Genomic DNA, 22,857 nt, shown 5'->3' on the forward strand with positions numbered 1-22,857 from the left:
TTTTTTAACATTTGTAAAAAATAAAATAGCGAAGGTTTAGATGTTTATTTGCTTTTATTATGCTGATAAAAATTAGGCAATAAAAAAAGGCTTCAAGTTTAACTTGAAGCCTTTTTTAATGAATTAAAAGTAGATTATTTTGGATCTAAAATAAGATTAATACGTTCTATTGCATCTGCAATATGTATTCTACTGATAGAATCTCTACCACGTGTAGAACGTAATTGACTACGTAAAGAAGTTAATTCTGCTCTCACAACGGCTCTGATATCAGATTGGCTAGTGTTAACAGGTGTTACTTTAACGTAAGCACTAGATCTTCTTCCTGATCTTTGGTTTTCTGCAGTCATTAAATAAGCTAATCTATCGATATATGCACGTTGTAAATTACGTCTATAAGTATCGATTTGTTTTCCTGTACTTAATTCGCTCCATACACCTTTGCGTAAATCGCTCATCATATCTGTTAAAGCATAAGCATTACTATCAAAAGTGTTTGCTTCAATAAGACGTTGCATTTTACCTAAACTTAAGATATTATCAAGTGTTCTTGCTTGTAAACCTCTAACACGTTCAACAGAACCTGTAAATTCAATACGATCAAAAATATTTTTATCAATTAACCATTCAGGAGTTTCAAATAAGTTCTCTTGAATAAAAGCCATTGCTTTTTTCTGATGATCTTTTGGTACAGCAGTGTAAACAGCTCCTTCTTGGTCTGCTGCTTTATAATATTCATAAACTCCACCGATGTTATTAGAAACATGTCCCATGTAACGATTAAACTGAGAAATTACATGTCCATACATTTCTTCTAGATCATCATAACCTTCACCAGCTTCTGTAGTCCATTCAATTAAGTTTGGTACAATACGCTTTAAGTTTTTAATACCATATTCACTTGCTAACATGGCATCATCACCTAAGTCTTCAGTTTGAGAACTAGGATCTACAACATCACCAGCTTGTTGGTGTCCAAAACGATACATTGGATCTCCAGCATGCTCCATAATCCATCCGTTAAGAATAGTTTTTTCTTCTTCTGCTGTTTTGTCTAAGATAGGTCTGTAACCCCAAGAGATTGCGTATTTATCGTAAGTTCCGATGTCTGGCATTAAAGCAACACCTTCATCACCTGGTTGAGCGATATAGTTGAAACGTGCATAATCCATAATAGATGGTGCAGTTCCGTATACTTTAGTGAATTCTGGATCACGTAATTTTTCAACAGGGTAAGCTACACTAGACCCCATGTTATGTGGTAATCCTAAAGTGTGACCAACTTCGTGAGAAGATACAAAACGAATTAAACGTCCCATAACTTCATCTTTAAATTGTGGGCTTTGTGCTTCTGGATTTATTGCTGCAGTTTGTACAAAGAACCAACCACGTAATAAAGACATTACATTGTGGTACCAGTTAATATCACTTTCTAAAATCTCTCCTGTTCTTGGATCACTAACGTGAGGTCCGTTTGCATTTGGTATTGGTGAAGCTAAATAACGTACTACAGAGTAACGTGCATCTTCAGGGCTCCATTCTGGATCTTCTTCTACAGATGGTGGGTCTTTTGCTATAATAGCTTCTTTAAATCCTGCAGCTTCAAAAGCAACTTGCCAATCTTCAATTCCTTGTTTGATATATTTTTTCCATTGTTCAGGAGTTGCTCTGTCAATGTAATAAACGATTTGTTTTTTAGGAACTACTAATTCTCCTCTTTTAAACTTTTCAATATCTTCATCTTTAACTTCTAATCTCCAACGATCTAAGAATTCTAAAGATTTACTTTTTTGATCTTTTAAACCATAATCTGTTTGGCTACTAGTAAACCAACCTACACGTTCATCAAAATAACGACGTTTCATTGGTACTGTTGGTAACAAAATCATAGAATTATTGATTTCTAAAGAAATAGCACCTGTGTTAGAATTTGAAGGAGGTGCTCCTGCTGCATATGTTTTTACCGTACGAGATTCAATATTTGTAGGATAAGATTTTATAGATTCAATATATGAAAGTTGTCCATCTAAGCGCGATATTTTATATTGTTGTCTTGCACGTTGTGGATATCCTAAAGGTTTTACATCTTTTTCAAATAAATCAGTAACATCAATTACGGTACTTAATGAGTCTTTACTGAATGCTTTAATAGGAAAAGTAGCAATTACAGGTTCGAAATTAGAATTTTCAACCGCTTCATGTACAGGTAAAGAATCTGCAGCAACGACTTGGTAAGAAACCATGCGTAGCAATACTTTTTTGTCTTTCTTTTCCCATCGTAATACTTGTTCGCTTAATTTTCCGCCACCAAAACCAAGTCCAGAAGCTGTTTTAGCGATACGTGTAACCATTAGCATTTCTCTGTTAAAAAGAGAATCTGGTATTTCGTAAAAGAATTTATCATCTACGGTGTGAACTGTAAATAAACCTTTGTCAGTTTTAGCGTCTTTTGTAATGACTTTACTATAAGGTTTTGGATCGTTTTTTCCAGGTTTTTTTCCTGAAGATTGTGCTGTTGTAGCGGCATCTTTCTTAGATTTACCAGCTTTTTTAGCTGTGGAACATGAGAATGCCAAAAAAGCAGAAACTACTAAGAGTAGTTTGAGTGTTAAGTGTTTCAAGATAGTCAGTTTTTATTAAATTTTGATGAAAATACATATTCTATTAAGCTTTTGTTAATATTAGAATAGAATTTAGTATTTTTTTAACGAGTAATACTTCTTGTGTTTCTTTATTCTTAATTTAATTGAAGTCTTTAAAATATTTCAGGGAATTTTTGTTTTTTTAGTATTTTCGAAAAAATATTTTAAACTAAAGTGTGATATTAAATGTAATGATTACGCTAGTCATTGCTTTAGTTTGTATTACTAAAACAAAAAAGGAACTACCTTTCGATAATTCCTTTTTTTAATATATGTTATTGTCTTTTTAAACTAGCTCTACAAACAAACCATCTTCAGTCTTTTCAACTTTAGTTAAACCATGCTTAGCTAATCCTTTTAATCCTTTATCCCAACCTTTGTTACTTAATCCCGATTGTGATTTAAGTACATTTAAGTCCATTCGCTTTTCGGATTTTAATACTTCTAAAATCGCTTTTTCATTATCACTTAGGTCTACTTTTTTCTTCTCAGGTCTCATTTGAGGGAAGAATAATACTTCTTGTATACTTTGATTATTGGTTAAGAACATAATTAAACGGTCCATACCAATTCCCATTCCAGAAGTAGGGGGCATACCGTATTCTAGTGCACGTAAAAAATCGTGATCTATAAATTCAGTGGCTTCATCATCTCCTTTTTGAGCTAATTTTAATTGATGCTCAAAACGTTCGCGTTGGTCTATTGGGTCATTAAGCTCAGAATAAGCGTTAGCAACTTCTTTACCACAAACCATTAGCTCAAAGCGTTCAGTTAATTCTGGGTTATCTCTGTGCTCTTTACATAAAGGGCTCATTTCTTTTGGGTAATCTGTGATGAATGTTGGTTGAATGTAGTTTCCTTCACATTTTTCACCAAAAATTTCATCAATTAATTTTCCTTTACCCATGGTCTCATCAACTTCAATATGCATGCCTTTTGCAGCTGCTCTTATTTCGTCTTCAGACTTGTTATAAATATCAAAACCTGTAAATTCTAAAATAGAATCGCGCATTGTAATACGCTTATAAGGTGCTTTAAAGTTAATTTTGTGTTCTCCAAAAGTAGCTTCAGAAGTTCCATTTACGGCTGTTGCACAATGTTCTAAAAGTTTTTCACAGAAGTCCATCATCCAATTGTAATCTTTATAAGAGACATAGATTTCCATGGCTGTAAACTCAGGGTTGTGAGTTCTGTCCATTCCTTCGTTTCTAAAGTTTTTAGAAAACTCATAAACACCATCAAAACCACCAACAATTAAACGTTTTAGGTATAATTCGTTAGCAATTCTCATGTATAATGGAATGTCTAAACTGTTATGGTGTGTCATAAACGGACGTGCCGCAGCACCTCCAGGAATAGGTTGTAAAACAGGGGTCTCTACTTCAAAATAACCAGATTCATTAAAGAACGAACGCATTGCATTAAACAATTTTGTACGCTTTATAAATACTTCTTTAACATGTGGGTTTACTACTAAATCTGCATAACGTTGTCTGTAACGCATTTCTGGATCTGTAAAAGCATCATATGTTTTTCCGTCTTTTTGTTTAGGTATTGGTAATGGTTTTAAAGACTTACTCAATAATTTAAAATCTTTAACCATTACAGTCTTTTCTCCAACTTGAGTTGTAAAAAGTGTTCCTTCTATACCTACAAAATCACCTAAATCTAGTAGTTTTTTAAAGACATCATTATATAATGTTTTGTCTTCTCCTTCGCAGATTTCGTCTCTATTAAAATAAACTTGAATACGACCTTCGCTATCTTGCAATTGCGCAAAAGAAGCTTTTCCTTGAATGTTAATTGCCATTAGACGGCCTGCTACTATAACCTGTTTACCTTCTTCGAAATCAGATTTTATCTGTTTGGAAGTATGATTAATCGGAAATAAATCCGCTGGATAAGGGTTGATCCCTAAAGCTCTTAGCTTTTCTAACTTTTGGCGTCTTACCAATTCTTGTTCTGAAAGTTGCATTCTTATTGATTTTAAAGGCTTATCTACTTTTTTGATAAGCGAATGCAAAATTACACTTTTTAGAAAAATTAATGAGCACCTTTTAGTTAGATTTTATGGAAACCTTGTTTTAAATCTAACAAATTCAGAAAAAGTGTAACAATTCAATAAAGCACACGTCTTATAAAGACATTAAATCATTAAACAATATTATGGGTTTCTGGCGTGTTATATTAGCTATCATTTGTCCACCTTTAGCTGTCCTTGATAAAGGATGTGGTTCTATATTAATTACTTTTCTGTTGACGCTCTGTGGCTGGGTTCCTGGTGTTATTGCAGCATTGATTATTCTTAATAATCCTGAGCGATAAAAGTCTTACCTTTGTCGTCTTAAATACTTAAAATATTATAATGAAAAAGTTTTTTACATTACTTAGTTGTTTAGCATTAATGATGCTTACAAGTTGTCAGTTTTCTGAAAATATTTATGTCAATGAAGATGGTAGTGGTACAGTAAAGTTCTCAATGGATGCCTCAGAAATGATGGATGTTTTAGGACAAATGGGTGAAAATGCTTCAGATGAAATGAGTAAAGCTGTAGATTCTACAATCGTTTTTAAGGACTTTTTGGTAGAATATAAAGATAGTATTTCTAATTTGTCTTTAGAAGAACAGGAAAAGATTAAAGCTATGGAGGATTATAAACTTCACATGGTTATGGATCCTGATAAAAGAAAGATGTTTTTTGATATAGAAACAGATTTTGACAATGCCAACGAGTTGCGTGATATGTATAAAGCAATGAATAACTTTAACAATTTGAAAGGAGGTGAAACTGCTAGTGATAATTTGCCTCTAAGTCCATTTTCTAGTATGGGAAATGAAGGCTCTACTTTGGTGAGTTACTCGTATAATGGTACTGTTTTTAAAAGAAATGTGGCAATTATTGATATGGAAAAGCACCAACAATCTTTAGATAGTATAGATAAATCGGCTTTGATGTTGGGATCTTCGAAGTATATAATTAATTACCATTTTCCTAAAGCTGTAAAGTCCTTTTCAAAAGAAGGAGCTATGTACAGTGAGGATAGGAAAACTGTTACTTATGAAGTAGGGTTTATAGATATGCTTAAGGATCCAGAAATATTGAATATCGAAGTTGTTTTAGAAGATTAAAAATTAATTGTTTTGAATAAAGTTATAAAACTACAAGATTTAGGAACCAAAGATTTTAAGGAAACTTGGGATTATCAAGAAGAGATCTTTAAATCTATTTTAGATACCAAGATAAAGAATAGACGAGAGGATGCTAATTTGGTTACAGAAAATCATTTTATCTTTGTAGAGCACCCACACGTTTATACTTTAGGTAAAAGTGGTCACTTATCTAATTTATTACTCTCAGAAGACCAACTTGCCAAAAAAGGTGCAACATTCTATAAAATTAATAGGGGAGGTGATATTACATATCACGGTCCAGGACAAATAGTAGGATATCCTATTTTAGATTTAGATAATTTCTTTACAGATATTCATAAATATTTACGTTTTCTAGAAGAAGTAATCATTCTTACTTTGGGTGAATATGGTTTAAAAACCGAACGCAGTCCCGGAGAAACAGGTGTGTGGTTAGGTGTAGGTACGCCGTTTGCACGTAAAATTTGTGCTATGGGAGTTAGAGCTAGTCGTTGGGTTACAATGCACGGATTTGCACTTAATGTAAACGCTGATTTAGGATACTTTGATAACATTATTCCATGTGGAATAAAAGGAAAAGCAGTAACAACTTTAAATAATGAATTAGGGGTTGATCTAGTTAATGAAGCTGAAGTTAAAGCTAAAATATTAAAGAATTTTAGTACACTTTTTGAGGCTTCTTTTATAGACTAGATTACAGATTTAAATAGATTTTTATTTACAGCTTTTCTTCTTTGTTTGTACTTTCTTTTAGTTTTTATTAATCGATATCTAAAATCATCAAAAAACAGACTGACCAATAAGATTATTGCGCCGACAATTAGTGTGTTTAATTTAAAGTTTAGTCTTGTATAAAGAAAACCTCCCATTAGTCCACCAGAAAAGAAGAAATAGATAATAAAAATTCGAAGTTTGATGGTTGATTTAATTGTATCTCTATTGGGGTGATAAATAGGGAATAATAACTGAGAAAGTTCAATACCTAAGTCTGTAAATAATCCCGTAAGGTGTGTTGTTCTTACAACTGCATTAGAAATTTTAGTGACAAAAGAGTTTTGAAGTCCCATAGCAAACAGAAGTGCACAAACAATAAGGTCTGAGTATTTTATTGCTCCAGTATCACTAATAAGTGCAATTGATATTAGAATTAAGCACTCTAGCAATGTAGGAAGTACAAAGACATTCAACCTCTTGTTTCCTCTATATTTTTCAATAAGAAAGCTAGACGAAAAAGAACCAAACAGGAAAGAGAAAAAATAAAGAAAATAGATGGTTCCTTTCCAAAATTCAAAATTAGCAACATCACTTATAAAAAGTGCAAAATGACCTGTTACATTGGTTGTTAATTCTCCAAAAGCTAAAAATCCAGAGACATTCACAATACCAGCGACAAAGGATAAAATAGTAGCAATTCGCAGATTATGTTTTATAGTTCTGCTTGTGCCTTGATGTCTAAACATTTTATTTAAATTGCTAATTAAAATTAAGCCTCGTCATTAAAAAACACTTTGTAGTAATGCATTTTCTTTTCTTCATCGTAACCACGTTCTAAATATTCTGCAGAAGCATCTGGTGCATCAACATCAAGTTTTATTTGAATGTTTGTATCGAGTTTTATTTCTGTTTTAATTTTTTGTTTTTGCTTTTTTAAAGCGACTTCAGAAACGTCAAATTGATTTCTAATTAATACTTTATTGTCTGTTTCGTATGTTTTTTTATAGTCTTCAAACAACTGTATTTTATCTTCTTCTGCAAATACTTCTTCTTTAAATGTGTCGATATTTACAATTTCATTTTCCTTGAAAAAATCAACGGTTTTAGCTAAGAAATTACTTTGCTCTTGACCTCCGAAATTTGGTTGCAAAACTTCTTTAGAAAACTCTCTACAAAGCTCAATACAGTTTTTAGTGTGTTGGTTACTATCGTCTGGGTACTTAATGTTTAAGAAGCTTTTAATCCAGTATTGTGTATCATAAGAATTGTTGTCTACACTAAGCACAATTTTACCTTCCATATCGGATGTATTCAAAATTAGACAGCCTTTATCTACTTTTTTTGCCTGAATACCTTTCTGAACTAAAATATCGTAATTATTACCGTCTTCTAAATACGTTTGAAAAAACTCAGTTTTATTTTCTATTTTAAAAATACCAATGGCATCTGTAAAATAATCTTCGTATTGAATGTTTTCAAAATGACAAATAAGAACATCTCCTGTTTTGATTTGAGCAGAATTACTTTGTTCAAATAAATGGGTGACAATGTGCTTAGATATGTCTACAAAATCAGCATCGTCTTTAAATAATTGCTCGCTATAAGTGTTAATTTCATTAAGGGCAACATCGCTATGGTGATGAAAACGATAACTTTCTGCAACACTAACAAATGGTTTTAAAAGATAAGGTAGCATTAAATGGTAAGTAGCTTCATCAAAATCTACACTAGCATCTGAAAAAGCATTTTTTGTGCCATTAAATTTGTTACCAACTTTATGAATAATACAGCTTTTTATAGAAGCTTTTTGTCTTTTTATCATGGGGTTAAATCATCTTTAAAATAAATAGGTAATACTGTAATGTTAACGTTTAAATGTTTTAACTACTTACAGAAATAATACTAGGATTTAGTTCAATTTATATACTACAATAGTTTGGTCATCACTTTGGGTAATCAGTTCTAAACCGTTGTCATTATCTAATTTTTCTAATGTTGCAGCTCCAATACCGAAAACAGGAAAATTAGGAATAGACTTTACTTGACTGTCAAAAAGATAGACTTTTTTAGATTGTTTATCTGTTGTAGTGACATAAATTTTATCATTCAAATAGAAAATTCTTGGTTCTGAGTAATCACCATAATCTAAATCTATTTTTCTAGATTTTATTGTAAGCCTATTTTCTCTTAATGAAACAAGCGTTTTACTGGTTGTGCTTATTTTATGCTTATCAGTGAGATTAAGGTTTTCGGACGTTTGTTTTCCTCTAGTGTCAACCTGAATTAATTCTCCAAGTGTATTTGTTGTTGTAAACTTGTTTTGATATAAATACACTTCGTTATCCGAAAAGCGAATTTTGTCTTTTGCGTTTGCTCTTGCGCTACCTTGTCTGTTTAATATTTTTAAATTTTCTCCAGCTCCAAAAACAATATAATCTTTTGTTCCTATTCTGTAATGTTTGGGTTGAGATATTATATTGGAGTTATTATTTTTATACTTAAAACCATTAACAGCTTGTCCTTTTGCATTATACATTAAAAGATTTTTGCCTTGGGTTACAAGTAATCTATAATTCTTCTTTTTATCATAATCAAATACAGAAAGGGGTTGTGTAATAGCATCATTAAATTTTAAAGGGAATGGTGATACATCGTTACCATTTCTGTCTAAAACATATATACGATTAGAGGTGGCGAAAGCTAATTGTAATCGACCATTTTTATACATGTCAATTTGCTCAATTTTGCCTAAAATTTTATTTTGAAGTTTTTTCTTCCAAAGAATATTTCCAGAGCTTGATATAAGATAAAGTGTATTGTTTGTGTCTTGAGCAACAATATCATTGGCTTTAGTAATATGGTTCTTAACCGTTTGTGGAGCTTTTATTAATGGTGCTTCAAGTTTTGTTGTAAAGGCTTCGTTTACAGAATTTGTAGCTGCTCGTTTTTTAAATTTCTGAATAATACCATTAATGTGAGTGTAATTATCTTCCTGTATAAATTGTACAGCATTAGCATTATAACCGTCAAGGTTTTCTCCCATTATAGATGATAATTCTTTAGAATCTTTGTATATAAATAGGGATGCTTCGTCACTTAAATTATCATTGATATTAATAAAAGCATCAGAATTTACAAGGGTGTTGTTATTTAAAGCGTCTGTAAGTATTTCTTTTAGATGGTCTGTGGTTTCAGAAAAAATAATAAAATTTTCAAAAACAGAAAAGTACTGTGCGTTTTCAAAACTGATAAAAGGTTTTAAAATGGTTTTGAAATAATCGTGATCTTCAAATTCAAAAATGTCAAAATCTCTAAATGATTCTGTGTAAGATTTGTTTTCAATAGATTCTACTAGAAAGTTAGGGTCTAAAGAATGAAGTATAAGAGCATTATCGATTAACGCAATTTCGTTTGTGAAATTTAAAAAAGTGTTAGAGTTATCAGCATCTTCACCTTTTAGTTTTGTATTATTTTTGAAGAATACTGAGAAATCATCGTAAGCAATACTTAATAATGATTCTGTATTTCGTGGAACTACTGCAGGACTATTCGTTTTTTGTGGGATAGTATTTTTAAAGCTATCAATGTAATTATAACTAGAATCTTTAGAGGTTAATATTCCATTGTAACTTAGACCTGTGTCATTATATTTAAGATCTAGAACGGTAAAGTTGGTTTTACCTTTATTTATGAAATCTGAGAATAATAATTTTGAATAATTTTTTACTGTAGGTTTAAAGATTATAGAAGCAACAGATTTTTTATCAGCAGTTTCAATGAGTTTACTGATTTCTGTATTTTCATTTTCGGAATTTAATGTTTTTATAAGTTCTAAATTATTAGAGCCAGCAAAAGTGTTTCCAATAATTTTATGATAGATAGTATTGTCGTTTATTTGAGTCTTTTCAATTTTTGAATCGGCTAAAGTTTCAGAAATAAGATTAGGTATAGAATCGATTACAAATAATGTACTATCGTGTTTTGTTAGCACTAAATAATCAGGATTTGTATTGATGGAATCTGTAAAAGAAATATAAACTTGATTTGTTGTGTTTAAGTTGTTTAGGATAGGGATAATGTTTTTTAACTGCTCATTATATATAGTAGAAAGAATATCATTATTTTCAATACTATTAATAAAATCGTTAAGCTCATTAACTTGAATAATTACATCTGTTTTATTGGGTATAAATTGATGCGCTTGCTTGGTTTTGTTGTAGTCTTTTTGACATGACAAAACAAATAAGAATAAAATCAATAAAAAACCAAGTCGCTTCATTAAATCTAAAATTTTAGATTACAAATATAAAAAGTTATAACCACTATAATTTTAAAACTAGACATTAATGCTAGCGTAAAAGAATTTAAATTTATGTTAGATGTCTAAATTGTATTGCACAGGGAGTAATCGAAATGTTTTTCTGTGATACTTGGTAATACCATATTCTTTTATTGCTGCTCTGTGTTCTTTGGTAGGGTAACCTTTGTTCTGTTTCCAATTATACATTGGAAATTCTTCATGAATTTTTTCCATATATGCATCTCTGTAAGTTTTTGCTAACACAGAAGCAGCTGCAATACTTAAATATTTGCCATCACCTTTTATAATAGTTTCAAAAGGAATCTTTTTATAAGGTTTAAATTTATTACCATCTACGATGATAAATTCAGGTACTATTTTTAATTTAGAAATAGAACCGTGCATGGCCAAAATAGAGGCGTTTAAAATGTTAATTTCGTCAATTTTGGCTTCAAATATGTGTTGTATAGCAAAAGAAATACTTTGTTGTTCTATGATTGGTTTTAGATCAGACCGCTTTTTTTCTGAAAGTTGTTTCGAGTCATTTAAAACATTGTTCTTAAATGAAGTAGGTAAAATAACGGCTGCTGCAGTAACCGGGCCTGCCAAACAACCACGACCAGCTTCGTCGGTACCACATTCTAAAATATATGATGAATATTGAGATTTTAGTGTCAAAAGAAGTTTTTTTTTACAAAGTTAAAATTTTAACGCAACCTTTTTACACTTTTGCCATCTAACTAGAGAGTGTACGGGATAAACAATAAAGAAACTACTTTCTTGAATTGTTATTATTATCGTAATGTTGTTAACATTTTTTTAGCAAAAAGCCTTGCTTATTTAATATTTAATTAAGATGTTTGCAATTAGACTAACTCAAATAATTGTTTTATGAAATTAAAATTAACATGGTTATTAACGCTTTTTATGGCGTTCGTGATGCAGTTTTCTTTTGCACAAGAGAAAACTGTCACAGGTACGGTTACTACTGCTTCGGATGATTTTCCTCTTCCGGGTGCAAGTGTAATTGTAAAAGGTACTTCTAATGGTCAACAGACTGATTTTGATGGTAAATTTACTATCAAGGTTAATCAAGGTGATATATTAGTCGTTTCCTATGTAGGTATGTTGCCTGCAGAAATTAAAGTTGGGTCTTCTAATTCTTACAATGTTGCATTGAAAGATGGAAGTACTCTTGAAGAAGTAGTAATTGTTGCTTATGGAGAGCAGAAGAAAGAATCTGTACTTGGTGCTGTTTCTACTGTTGGAGCTAAAGATATCGAGCAAGTTCCAATCGGGTCTTTTGATCAAATTCTTAAAGGAAAATCTCCTGGTTTACATATTGCATCTGGTTCAGGTCAGCCTGGTTCTAGTGCTAAAGTAAGAATTAGAGGTACTCACTCTATTAATGGTGGTTCTGATCCTTTATATATTATGGATGGAGTTCCAATTACTTCTAGTGATTTTGCAACATTAAATGCAAATGATTTTGAAAATATTACGGTTTTAAAAGATGCGGCTTCAACTTCTATTTATGGATCTAGAGGTAGTAGTGGTGTTATATTAATTACTACTAAGAGAGGTGTTGCTGGAGTGTCTAAAGTTAAATATTCTACTCAATACGGTATTTCTGAAATTGGAGACTTGCGTTTTGAAATGATGAATGCTCAAGAGAAAATGACTTTTGAAAACTGGAAAACACCAGGGACATGGTCTGATGCAGATATTGCAAATGCAGAAACAACAGATTGGAGTGATTATTTCTTTAGAACAGGTATTACACAAACACATGATTTTTCTGTGTCTGGTGGTAATGAAAAAACTCAGTTTTTTACATCTGTAGGTATGTATGATCAAGAAGGTATTGCGCTTCGTTCTAGCTTACAGAGATTTACTGCAAGGTTAAATGTAGATCATAAAGTTTCTGATAAATTTAAAATTGGTGTTAAGACATCTATTGGGTATTCTAAATCTAATTATATAAGTTCTGAAGCTTCTATTAATACAAATAACCCTTTTGCTGTTGTGTATTTAGCTCAGCCTTATGAGACACCTTACAATCCTGATGGTTCTTATAATACAGGTATTTCTGATCAAGGTACTCCTTTATTAGGTGGTAATGCTTTAGAAAATCTTAATGTTAATAGTAGTGTACAAAATGACTTAAAAATTAATATTAGTGGTAATGCTAGTTTAGAGTTTATGAAAAATGTTACAGCGAGAGTTAATATTGGTGTAGATTATATTGATAGAAAATTTGAGCGTGGTGTATCACCAGATACTTTTTTTGGTGCTAATGCTGGTTTTATAGGTGATGAAGGTACTTATGAATTTAGTAATACATTTATTGCTAACATTAACGCGCTTTCTAGTTTAAGCTATAATAATACTTTTAATGATGTTCATAATTTAAATGTGTCTGCATTTGTAGAGTATTACAAATATCATGCTTTTAATGCTAATTTTGCAGGTTATGGTATTGATGCTAAGCGTCTTGGTTATGCTACAGGTATTACAGCTGGTACTGATACTAATGGGTTTATACCTGATGTTGGAGGTAGTGTAACTCAAAGAGGTTTATTTGGTGCGTTTACAAATATCAAATATGATTATGATAGCAAGTATTTTGCAGAATTTACTTTACGTAAAGATGCTTCTTCTAGATTCTCTGATGCTAATAAATGGGGTACATTTTACGCTGTAGCAGCAGGTTGGGCTATTCATAATGAAGATTTCTTAACAGCTAGTTGGATTAATAACTTAAAATTAAGAGCAAGTATAGGTACAACAGGTAATCAAGCAGGTATTGCTGATTTTCAAGATGAAGGTACTTATGGTACAGCTTCTTATGCAGGGCTTTCAGGTTTATCTGTAGCTTCAATTGGTAACAACCAATTAAAATGGGAAGAGTCTGAGAAATTTAACGTAGGTGTAGATTACGGTTTTTTCAATAATAGATTAAGAGGTAGTATTGATTATTATATCGAAAGTATTTCAGATTTATTTATTGATCAATCATTATCTTATTCTTCAGGGTTTGCTTCTATTGATGCCAATGCAGGTAAAATGCAAAATAAAGGTTTTGATGGACAAATTGATGGTACTGTTTTACAAACCAAAGATTTTTCTTGGAGCTTAAACTTTAATTTTAACTATAACAAAAATGAAATTACAGATTTAGGTCAAGTTGATGAATACCAGCTTGGAACTTCAATTGTTAGAGAAGGTTTAGCTTTTGGATCTCATTATGCTGTAGGATGGGCAGGGGTTAACCCAGCAAACGGTCAGCCTTTATATTTAGATGCTGATGGTAATGTTACAGATACTTATAGTGAAGACAATAGTTTAGCACAATGGGGAAGTTATGAGCCTACTTGGACTGGTGGTTTTGGTTCTCAAATTAATTATAAAGGATTTAGTGCATCAGCACAATTTACTTGGGTAGAGGATTATTATAGATTTAATAACCAATCTTTCTTTCAAGAAAATGCAAACTTTTCACAATATAACCTAGCGACATCAATGTTAGATATTTGGAGAACTCCAGGTCAGGTTACAGATACTCAAGGTTTTGCTTATAATAGAGAATTCAGTTCTAAAGATATTGAAGATGCTTCTTATGTGAGATTAACTAACGTAACAATTGGGTATACATTTACCTCTGAACAGTTAGGTGATACTAATTTATTTTCTGGTATGAGATTCTATGTTCAAGGTCAAAACCTTTATACATGGACTAACTTCTCAGGTTTCGATCCTGAAGATGATAATAATATTGCAGGATATGAGTATCCAACACCTAGAACAATTACGTTTGGTGTAGATTTAAACTTTTAAAATAAATTGATAATGAAAATAAAAAATAATATACTAAATTCTAGTAAACAACTAGGTTTAGCTTTACTTCTATTGACTTTAGCATTTTTTACAAGTTGTGAAGATGCTTACGAAATAGGACCGGATGATGAAATAACAGAAAGTAATGCAATTACTAATTTAACTGAGTTTACAGATGGTGTTATAGGTGTTTATGCTGTTATACCTGGTAATTCTGCTATCACTTGGAACTCTTGGTTTGCAGATGAAGTGCAATTACCTGAATCTAATAATGGTTCTGGTGTACAAGTACATACTTGGTCTATTAATACTTCAGAAGATACTTCAGCGGGTATATATAGTGGGTATGCTACTGTTATAAACAGAGCTAACCGTATTTTAGAAGCTGGTAATAGTATTGCAATATCTACGGATGAGCAAGCTGAGTTTGATAAATTAAGAGGTGAGTTATATGCGATTAGAGCTTGGGCTCATTTTAAACAAATGGTATATTTTAGTAGTTCTTATACTGATGAGTCAGCTTTAGCTGTTCCTTATCTAGATTATTCTGTTGTTTTAGAGCAACCAGCTAGAAATACAGTAGGTGAAGTATTTGCAGGTATCGAAGCAGACCTTACTTTAGCAAAGGATTTAATTCCAACGACGTTTACAGAAAACATTTTCTTTACTTTAGATGCTGTTACAGCACTTGAGGCTAGAATGGCTTTATACCGTCAAGATTATCCAACTGCAATTGCTAAATCAACATTACTGATTGATAGTTATACTTTAACAGATGATTCTAATTACACTAACATGTGGAATGATAATGAAGATTCTGAGATAATTTTCAAGTTAGCTAGAGAAGTAGGAGGATCTGCTATAGGTCAGTTTTATACTACTGTTTCTGGATCTCTTGATTGGATCTCTTCAGATAAATTATATAATTCTTATGATGCTAACGATATTAGATTAGGTCTAATTGGTGCAACTAATAGATCTATTAATAAATATCCAGGTGTTGCTGCTCAAACAGGTTTAAATGATCTTAAAGAGTTTCGTGTTGCTGAACAATATTTAATTAGAGCTGAAGCTTATGCACAATCAACTCAGTTAGGACTTGCTGCAGCTGATTATAATGCACTTAGAACAACTAGAATTTCTAGTTATACTGATGAGAGTTTTACCAATGTTACTGATGCAATGTCTAAGATATTAGATGAGCGTTTTAGAGAATTAGCTTTTGAAGGACACAGATTTTTAGATTTAAAAAGAACTGGTACTGATTTAGTAAGAGACAATTCAGATTGTTCAATCTTAGCTGCTGATGCTTGTAGCATGCTAAATAGTAATTATTTATTCACACTTCCTATCCCTCAAGATGAAATATTTGCAAATTCAAATATGATTCAGAATGACGGATACTAAAACTATTATTATGAAAACGAAATATTTATTTTTATTATTTATCACTGTTTTATTATCATCTTGTGAAGATGTTGAAACTCCAGATCTTGGATTAAACAGCGATTGGTTACAGTTTGAAAATGGTTCAGATACCATGACTGAAGGCGATGGACCTCAATTAGTACCTGTTTTATATGCTTCTACTACTAATCCTGACGGTATAGATGTAAGTTTTACTTACACATCTACAGTACCTGATGGTTTTACTGTAGAACCAGCTAATGGTATTGTAAATATCCCTGCTGGTGAGTTTGAGGCATACATAACTGTTACAGCTGATGATGATGTTACTCCAACTGATGATATTGTTATTACTTTTTCTATTGAAGGTAATACTGATTATTCTTTAGGGATTGCTGGTCAAGGTGTTTACAATGTAACTTCTGATCTTAGAATTATTGAAGATGATTGTCCTATTGAAATTGAAGAATTTGTAGGTACTTACTCAGTTACTGAAGTCTTTTCTGCAGGAGGAACTAATGAAGGTCTTACTTTAGCTGATGCTTTTGGTGAGTCTTATCAATTAGATGCAACTTTATCTACAGATAGTGCTACTACCATTGTATTTAATAATTCAATAGGATTTGATACTTACTTAACTAATGGTACAACTGTAACTTTTATAACATGTACTAAAGAATTTATCTTTGATGACGGTAGTACTTCACCTAATTTAGCTCTGTTTGCTGACTTCGATTATACTACTACTGCTTATAGTGATAGTTCTAAAACACTTGCTAGTACAGGTACTCTTGGGACTTATGGAGATTATGAATTGACATTAACTAAATTTTAATATAAATTATGAAAAACTATATAAAATTAGCTAAAAGTTCTTTAAGCATATTTGCTGTATTGCTTTTAGTACTTACTACATCTTGTAATAGTGATGATTCTTTTTCTTTTGATTTACCAACTCAAGAACCTACAGCTTTAATTAGTGATGCTACTTTTGCTGTATCTGCTGAATCTGCTTGTAAAACAGATATAACTATAACATCATCAGAATTTACAAATACTATATACTATTTGTTTACTACTGTTGGTTCTGAAGCTCCTGATTCATCAACTATATTTGAGACGGGTAGTACTATAGTTCCTACAAATGGATCTGCTGTTTTTACTTCTGGGAATTTAAATCCTTCTACAGATTATATCGCTTATTTCATTACTTTAAATAATGATGGTCTAAGATCAGAAGAAGTGAGCTCATTTACCTATTCTACACCAGAATTTGCTATCAATGTTTCTCCTACCTATACAGGGACTTCTACATATATTCCTAGTGGAACAGGAGAAGATGGTTATGAGGTTACTGTAACACCTGTAGATGGTATGGATTACACTTATGATGTTGATACAATATGGGGGCCAGATTTCTTTTTCACTCTTACAGGTGGACAAGTTAATCAAGGTGATTTCCCTGGTGTGTTAAGATTCTCTATCGATCCAGTTACTTATGATGTAACTGTTGTATCGGGTGGTGAAGATGCTGGCCAAGGTTATGGTATTGATATTCCTTATGTGATTTCAGGTTCTGGATCATATGATATTTGTAACGACATTATTACTTTCGATTTATTAGACGAAACTCTTTTAGGAGAAAGTGTAACAGTTGTATTACAATAAATAATATTTTAAATATTATTAAAAAACCCTCATTTTTTAATGAGGGTTTTTTTTTATGATTTTTTTTTGAGAAAAAAGTCATTCTTATAATTATGCCTATTAAAAATGAATATCCTATATTTACTAAAAAAAAGAAATAACGATTAATTTATTATCGTTTTTTTGTTATGAAGAAAATTTATATTATGAAGAAAATTTGTTTTGTTATTGTATGTGTAATCTCTTTTAATATTTATTCACAGAATGAATCAGAAGTTAAAGAGATTTTAAGAAATACAGATGTTGCCAGTTTGGAAAGTCTTAAAGCTGATTTTTTAAAACAACAAAAAGTTAATGATGACATAATTAATGCCTATGTTATTGCTAATAATGTACCTAGAATTATCAAAGATGGTGATAAGGTCATGGAAATAAGAAAAATTGTAAATAATAAGCCAGTTTATATATCTACAGATAACCTTGGTGGTGCCAGAACGAGTAGAACTAATTTTGTACAAGCCGGAGGAGATTTAGGTTTAAATTTAACTGGTAATTCTATGTATATTGGTATATGGGATGGTGGATCAGTATTAGCGACACACAATGAATTTAGAGTGTTTGGGGGAGGGTCTAGAGTTGAAACACCAGATGCAGCCTCAAGTTTAGGAATAAGTAATCATGGAACACATGTTACTGGTACTATTGGAGCTAGTGGAGTTAATAGTAGTGCTAAAGGTATGGCAACTGCTACAGATATGATTTCTTATGATTGGAATGGTGATAGTGGTGAGGTTATTAATGAAATAACTAATAATGGTTTGTTATTATCTAATCATTCATATGGAATTCCAATTGAAAATGCAACAGCAGCAAATATTGGTACCTACAATTCAGAAGCTAGATCTTGGGATCAGATAGCATATAGTGCTCCTTATTACTTACAAGTAGTTTCTGCCGGAAATGATGGTTCAAATACATATACTGGTGGTAATGCATCAGGATATGATAAGTTAGTTGGTGAAAAAAATAGTAAGAATAATTTAATTGTGGCTAATGCTGATGACCCTGTTATTAGTACAGATGGTAATGGAACATTATTATCTTTAAATATTAGTTCAAGTAGTAGTCAAGGGCCTTCTGATGATGGTCGTGTTAAGCCAGATATTTCAGCAGATGGAAATAATGTCTTTTCTACTTACAGTACAGATGATAGTGCTTATGGTAGGCTTTCAGGTACTTCTATGGCTTCACCTACAATTGCTGGTAGTTTATTATTAATGCAAGAGTATTATAATCAATTGCATTCTAATTTTATGAGATCAGCTACTCTAAAAGGATTAGCTTGTCATACCGCAGATGACGATGTTTATTCTATTGGTCCAGATCCTATATTTGGATGGGGATTAATAAATATTAAAGCTATGGCAGAAACAATTGCAGATGCGGTTGAAGGTACTGCTGTTCTTTCTGAAGAAACTTTAAATAGTAGTCAAACTTTTACTTATACATTTACATCTACAGGTTCAAGCCCTATAATAGCTACAATTTGTTGGACAGATCCAGCAGGTACTGATAGATCAGGTATATTAAATGATACAGATCCAGTTTTAGTTAATGATTTAGATTTAAGAATTACTCAGGGAGATACGACATATATGCCTTGGAAATTAAATAGTGCTAATGTTACACAATCTGCTACAAAAGGAGATAATATTGTTGATAATGTTGAGAGAATCAATATTAATAGTGGAGAAGTTGCAACTTATACTTTAACAGTAACTCATAAAAATCCATTTTTAACAGGAGGAACTCAGCCTTTCTCATTAATATTAACAGGTTCTGATTTAGTTTTAAGTAATTCAGATTTTGAATATGATGAGTTTTCTATATGGCCTAACCCTAGTAAAGGTGAGTTCAATATTAGATTTAATAACAATAATAGCAGTGAGAATGTTAAGATTGATGTTTATGATATTAGCGGACGTCTAGTTTATAAAAATACCTATACTAATAATTCATCTCAATTCAATGAAACTATAAATTTAACAGATGTTGCATCTGGTGTTTATTTAGCTAATATTTCTCAAGGAAATACTAAAACAACTAAAAAAATTATTATAGAATAGTATTCATTCTCTAAATAATATAAAAAGCGACCAACAATAATTATTGTTGGTCGCTTTTATGTTAAGTAATTTGTAATTTTTTGTTCTTTTACAATATTTTATAGTTTACTTTGTTTTAAAATTAGATTGTTTTAAATGCGCATCAAAATAAAATACTTACTTATATATTGTTTGTTTACTCTTGGTCTTACAGCTCAAAATAAACTGACTAAAGATAATACGTCTGCCAAACAAGACGTTTCTTCATTAAAAAAATCTAAAGGAGAAAAAGAAATAGCAACAATTGATATGTATCTGCAGTATAATAATTTATCAGACTCAGTACAAGTAGATACAACCTTAAGCATTAAAAAGGCATATAAATTTAACTACCTTCAAAAAGATAAATTTGGTTTAATGCCGTTTGCCAATATTGGTCAAACCTATAATTCTCTTACTTTTAATTCTTGGGATACCAGTACAGCTCCTTCATTTGGGGCAAGAGCACGTCACTTTAATTATTTAGAACATGATGATATTTATTATTATGAAGTACCAACACCTTGGACAAGGTTAACTTATAAAACAGCTTTTGAGCAAGGACAAATGTTAGATGCTTTCTTTACGGTAAATTTATCCAGGCAATTCAATTTTGCTATTGCTTATAAAGGGTTAAGGTCTTTAGGGAATTATCAGAACGTACTAACAAGTACAGGTAATTTTCGTTTCATTTCAAATTACAACTCTAAAAATCAAAAATATCATGCAAAAGGATATTTTGTAGCACAAGATTTACTTAATAATGAAAACGGAGGATTGCAGTCAGATGATATTATTAACTTCACATCTGGTAATGCTGAGTTTTTAGATCGTTCTGTATTCGATCCACAATTTGAGGATGCAGAAAACACTCTAGAAGGGAAACGTTTTTATTTAGAACAATCCTATGATATCATTAAAAAGAAAGATTCATTGTCAAATAATAAATTAGCCTTCTTTAATAAAATTTCATTTGAAGACAAATATTACCAATATTCTCAAACAACAGCCGCAACAACTTTTTTCGGTAATGCATTTACAACAAGTGTAAATGACAAAGTAAAGTTAGAAGATTTTAAAACAGCCATAGGTTTTCAATATTCTAACAATTTATTAGGTAATGTAGAATTCGCACTAAATTACACTGATATCAATTACGGGTATGATAGTCTTGTTATATTATCAGACGAAACAATTACAAATAGAATACAATCTAATTACTTTGGTGTAGAAGGAGCGTATTCTAAAAGTTATAAAGGATTCGATCTTGTAGCAAAAGGAGGACTAAATCTGTCAGATACTTTTGTAGGTAGTTATCTAGATGGAGTTATCAGTTTAAAATTAAATGAAGACATAGCCTTCTCTGGTGGTATTTCAATTAATTCTAGGCTTGCAAATTATAATTATCTATTATATCAAAGTGATTATATCAACTATAACTGGTATAATTTAGAAAACTTTAATAATGTAAATACGCAGCAAATCAAATTCAATCTTAACTCAAAAAAATGGTTCAACGCTTCTTTAGATTTATCTAATATAGATAATTACACCTATTTTAATTTAGACGAAACCACTTCCGATGGTGTTAACGTTATAAAACCGGAGCAGTATACCAAGCCACTCCAATATTTTAGACTCAAATTACAGAAAGAATTCAAAGTTGGGAATTTTGCATTAGATAATACCTTAATGTTTCAAAATGTAGTTAGTGACGATAATGTACTTAATGTACCCTCATTTATTACTAGAAACACATTGTATTATTCTAATGATATATTTAAAAAATCGATGTTGTTACAAACAGGTGTAACACTTAATTATTTTTCTAAATATAATATGAATGGATACGATCCATTGCTAGCTGAGTTTTACACACAAAACGATACCGAGCTTGGTGGATTCCCTATGTTAGATTTCTTTGTTAATGCTAAGGTGAGGCAAACTAGGATATTTTTTAAAATAGAACATTTCAATTCATCTATGACGGGTTACGATTACTTTTCTGCACCTAATAATCCATATAGAGATTTTGCAATCAGGTTTGGCCTGGTTTGGGATTTCTTTCTTTAATCATTTTCTGGCATTTCGCTTTTGCTTTTAAGGAAGCAAAATCGCCGCGTCATCCGCTATATCTTTTTTTAGAATATGCGTTGATCATATAATAAGATCTCACCTATATATAGTAACATTACCTTTTATAAAGTTTTAGGATAAAAAAAGGATGCCGCTCCTACCGCTAATGCGGGGATATGTATAGAATAATAAGACAAGTACATTATAAAATCAAGCTAGAGTAGGGGATATAGCAGATAAAAACTACAAAATCAATAAATCTTCAGAAGTTAAATAGCAGACAACAAGCGGGTTAAAAGTTTATCAGAAATAAAGCCTAAAAAAGCCTTGTCAGTTTAAAAAAGGGATCTATATTTGCACCCCGAAACAAAAACGATAAGTTTGGTTTCAACCCGTTCATTGTCAGATAATTTTATTTAGAAAAAGCGATTAAAATCTTTTTCAAATTAAAGTTGTGGGAATGAAAAAAGGGTTTTATATTTGCACCCGCTTAACAAAACAACGTTAAGCAAAAGTAAAGAAATAAGTTCATTAACATATTGAATTGACAGCGTAAGAATCAACTGGAAACGGTTGATTTAAAACAAGAGAATAAATCATTTAGAGTACTAGAATAATTCCTATTAGTGGTTGAAGACATAGTCGTAAGACTTAAAATTTAACGATGAAGAGTTTGATCCTGGCTCAGGATGAACGCTAGCGGCAGGCCTAACACATGCAAGTCGAACGGTAACATTTCTAGCTTGCTAGAAGATGACGAGTGGCGCACGGGTGAGTAACGCGTATACAATCTACCTTTTACAGGGGGATAGCCTTTAGAAATGAAGATTAATATCCCATAGTAAGTTATTGTTGCATGATAATAACTTTAAAGTTTCGGCGGTAAAAGATGAGTATGCGTTCTATTAGTTAGTTGGTGTGGTAACGGCACACCAAGAC

At 31.3% G+C, this 22,857-nt stretch carries 15 protein-coding genes and 1 rRNA gene; 10 read left to right on the plus strand and 6 right to left on the minus strand.

Annotated features, from left to right (window positions below):
• Positions 1-134 precede the first annotated feature (134 nt).
• Together HSX10_RS02245 and lysS are read right to left on the minus strand one after the other, a co-directional pair.
• On the minus strand, positions 135-2,624 hold the full coding sequence (locus tag HSX10_RS02245) for a zinc-dependent metalloprotease (RefSeq protein WP_173586601.1): 2,490 nt from the start codon (positions 2,622-2,624) through the stop codon (positions 135-137).
• Positions 2,625-2,928: 304 nt separating this feature from the next.
• The gene (gene lysS, locus HSX10_RS02250) at positions 2,929-4,617 is read right to left on the minus strand and encodes a lysine--tRNA ligase (protein WP_173586572.1); all 1,689 of its coding nucleotides are present in this window, start codon (positions 4,615-4,617) and stop codon (positions 2,929-2,931) included.
• A 191-nt stretch (positions 4,618-4,808) separates the two neighbouring features.
• On the opposite strand from lysS, the gene HSX10_RS02255 reads away from it, so the two are divergent.
• Genes HSX10_RS02255 through lipB form a run of 3 tightly spaced genes read left to right on the plus strand, consistent with a single transcriptional unit; the run spans position 4,809 to position 6,486 of the window.
• A complete protein-coding gene (locus HSX10_RS02255; protein WP_173586573.1) occupies positions 4,809-4,967 on the plus strand; it encodes a YqaE/Pmp3 family membrane protein in 159 nt (52 codons plus the stop codon).
• A 40-nt stretch (positions 4,968-5,007) separates the two neighbouring features.
• The gene (locus HSX10_RS02260; protein WP_173586574.1) at positions 5,008-5,772 is read left to right on the plus strand and encodes a hypothetical protein; all 765 of its coding nucleotides are present in this window, start codon (positions 5,008-5,010) and stop codon (positions 5,770-5,772) included.
• A gap of 12 nt (positions 5,773-5,784) precedes the next feature.
• The gene (gene lipB, locus HSX10_RS02265) at positions 5,785-6,486 is read left to right on the plus strand and encodes a lipoyl(octanoyl) transferase LipB (protein WP_173586575.1); all 702 of its coding nucleotides are present in this window, start codon (positions 5,785-5,787) and stop codon (positions 6,484-6,486) included.
• Here the strand turns inward: lipB and HSX10_RS02270 are convergent.
• The 4 genes from HSX10_RS02270 to rnhB form a co-directional block, all read right to left on the minus strand.
• Positions 6,483-7,253, minus strand: coding sequence for a YoaK family protein (locus HSX10_RS02270; RefSeq protein ID WP_173586576.1), 771 nt, complete (start codon positions 7,251-7,253; stop codon positions 6,483-6,485). The genes lipB and HSX10_RS02270 overlap by 4 nt on opposite strands.
• 23 nt (positions 7,254-7,276) lie before the next feature.
• Complete coding sequence (locus HSX10_RS02275) at positions 7,277-8,329, minus strand: nucleoid-associated protein (RefSeq protein ID WP_173586577.1); 1,053 nt, start codon at positions 8,327-8,329, stop codon at positions 7,277-7,279.
• Between the two features lie 87 nt (positions 8,330-8,416).
• Entirely contained in the window at positions 8,417-10,786 is a 2,370-nt protein-coding gene (locus tag HSX10_RS02280) for a ribonuclease HII (RefSeq protein ID WP_173586578.1), read from the minus strand.
• 96 nt (positions 10,787-10,882) lie between these two features.
• Positions 10,883-11,485, minus strand: a complete 603-nt coding sequence (gene rnhB, locus HSX10_RS02285) for a ribonuclease HII (protein ID WP_173586579.1) — start codon at positions 11,483-11,485, stop codon at positions 10,883-10,885.
• Positions 11,486-11,698: 213 nt separating this feature from the next.
• Here rnhB and HSX10_RS02290 point away from each other — a divergent pair, with 213 nt between their 5' ends.
• The 7 genes from HSX10_RS02290 to HSX10_RS02320 form a co-directional block, all read left to right on the plus strand.
• The gene (locus tag HSX10_RS02290; protein ID WP_173586580.1) at positions 11,699-14,644 is read left to right on the plus strand and encodes a SusC/RagA family TonB-linked outer membrane protein; all 2,946 of its coding nucleotides are present in this window, start codon (positions 11,699-11,701) and stop codon (positions 14,642-14,644) included.
• Positions 14,645-14,656: 12 nt separating this feature from the next.
• On the plus strand, positions 14,657-16,051 hold the full coding sequence (locus HSX10_RS02295; protein WP_173586581.1) for a RagB/SusD family nutrient uptake outer membrane protein: 1,395 nt from the start codon (positions 14,657-14,659) through the stop codon (positions 16,049-16,051).
• Positions 16,052-16,061: 10 nt separating this feature from the next.
• Entirely contained in the window at positions 16,062-16,886 is an 825-nt protein-coding gene (locus HSX10_RS02300; protein WP_173586582.1) for a hypothetical protein, read from the plus strand.
• Between the two features lie 8 nt (positions 16,887-16,894).
• Complete coding sequence (locus HSX10_RS02305; protein WP_173586583.1) at positions 16,895-17,719, plus strand: hypothetical protein; 825 nt, start codon at positions 16,895-16,897, stop codon at positions 17,717-17,719.
• A 185-nt stretch (positions 17,720-17,904) separates the two neighbouring features.
• Positions 17,905-19,824: a S8 family serine peptidase gene (locus HSX10_RS02310; RefSeq protein ID WP_173586584.1), complete on the plus strand. Its 1,920-nt coding sequence runs from the start codon at positions 17,905-17,907 to the stop codon at positions 19,822-19,824.
• Between the two features lie 135 nt (positions 19,825-19,959).
• On the plus strand, positions 19,960-21,915 hold the full coding sequence (locus tag HSX10_RS02315) for a putative porin (protein ID WP_173586585.1): 1,956 nt from the start codon (positions 19,960-19,962) through the stop codon (positions 21,913-21,915).
• A gap of 664 nt (positions 21,916-22,579) precedes the next feature.
• A 16S ribosomal RNA gene (locus tag HSX10_RS02320) occupies positions 22,580-22,857 on the plus strand; the annotation flags it as partial.

Source organism: Winogradskyella undariae, assembly GCF_013285155.1.
GTDB lineage: Bacteria > Bacteroidota > Bacteroidia > Flavobacteriales > Flavobacteriaceae > Winogradskyella > Winogradskyella undariae.

What these genes read in the sequence shown, in the direction of transcription:
- HSX10_RS02295 (WP_173586581.1), top strand. Translation starts at nt 14,657, where the DNA reads ATGAAAATAAAAAATAATATACTAAATTCTAGTAAACAACTAGGTTTA.
- lysS (WP_173586572.1), bottom strand. Translation starts at nt 4,617, where the DNA reads ATGCAACTTTCAGAACAAGAATTGGTAAGACGCCAAAAGTTAGAAAAG.
- HSX10_RS02270 (WP_173586576.1), bottom strand. Translation starts at nt 7,253, where the DNA reads ATGTTTAGACATCAAGGCACAAGCAGAACTATAAAACATAATCTGCGA.
- HSX10_RS02260 (WP_173586574.1), top strand. Translation starts at nt 5,008, where the DNA reads ATGAAAAAGTTTTTTACATTACTTAGTTGTTTAGCATTAATGATGCTT.
- HSX10_RS02305 (WP_173586583.1), top strand. Translation starts at nt 16,895, where the DNA reads ATGAAAAACTATATAAAATTAGCTAAAAGTTCTTTAAGCATATTTGCT.
- HSX10_RS02290 (WP_173586580.1), top strand. Translation starts at nt 11,699, where the DNA reads ATGAAATTAAAATTAACATGGTTATTAACGCTTTTTATGGCGTTCGTG.
- HSX10_RS02255 (WP_173586573.1), top strand. Translation starts at nt 4,809, where the DNA reads ATGGGTTTCTGGCGTGTTATATTAGCTATCATTTGTCCACCTTTAGCT.
- HSX10_RS02315 (WP_173586585.1), top strand. Translation starts at nt 19,960, where the DNA reads ATGCGCATCAAAATAAAATACTTACTTATATATTGTTTGTTTACTCTT.
- HSX10_RS02275 (WP_173586577.1), bottom strand. Translation starts at nt 8,329, where the DNA reads ATGATAAAAAGACAAAAAGCTTCTATAAAAAGCTGTATTATTCATAAA.
- HSX10_RS02280 (WP_173586578.1), bottom strand. Translation starts at nt 10,786, where the DNA reads ATGAAGCGACTTGGTTTTTTATTGATTTTATTCTTATTTGTTTTGTCA.
- HSX10_RS02300 (WP_173586582.1), top strand. Translation starts at nt 16,062, where the DNA reads ATGAAAACGAAATATTTATTTTTATTATTTATCACTGTTTTATTATCA.
- HSX10_RS02310 (WP_173586584.1), top strand. Translation starts at nt 17,905, where the DNA reads ATGAAGAAAATTTGTTTTGTTATTGTATGTGTAATCTCTTTTAATATT.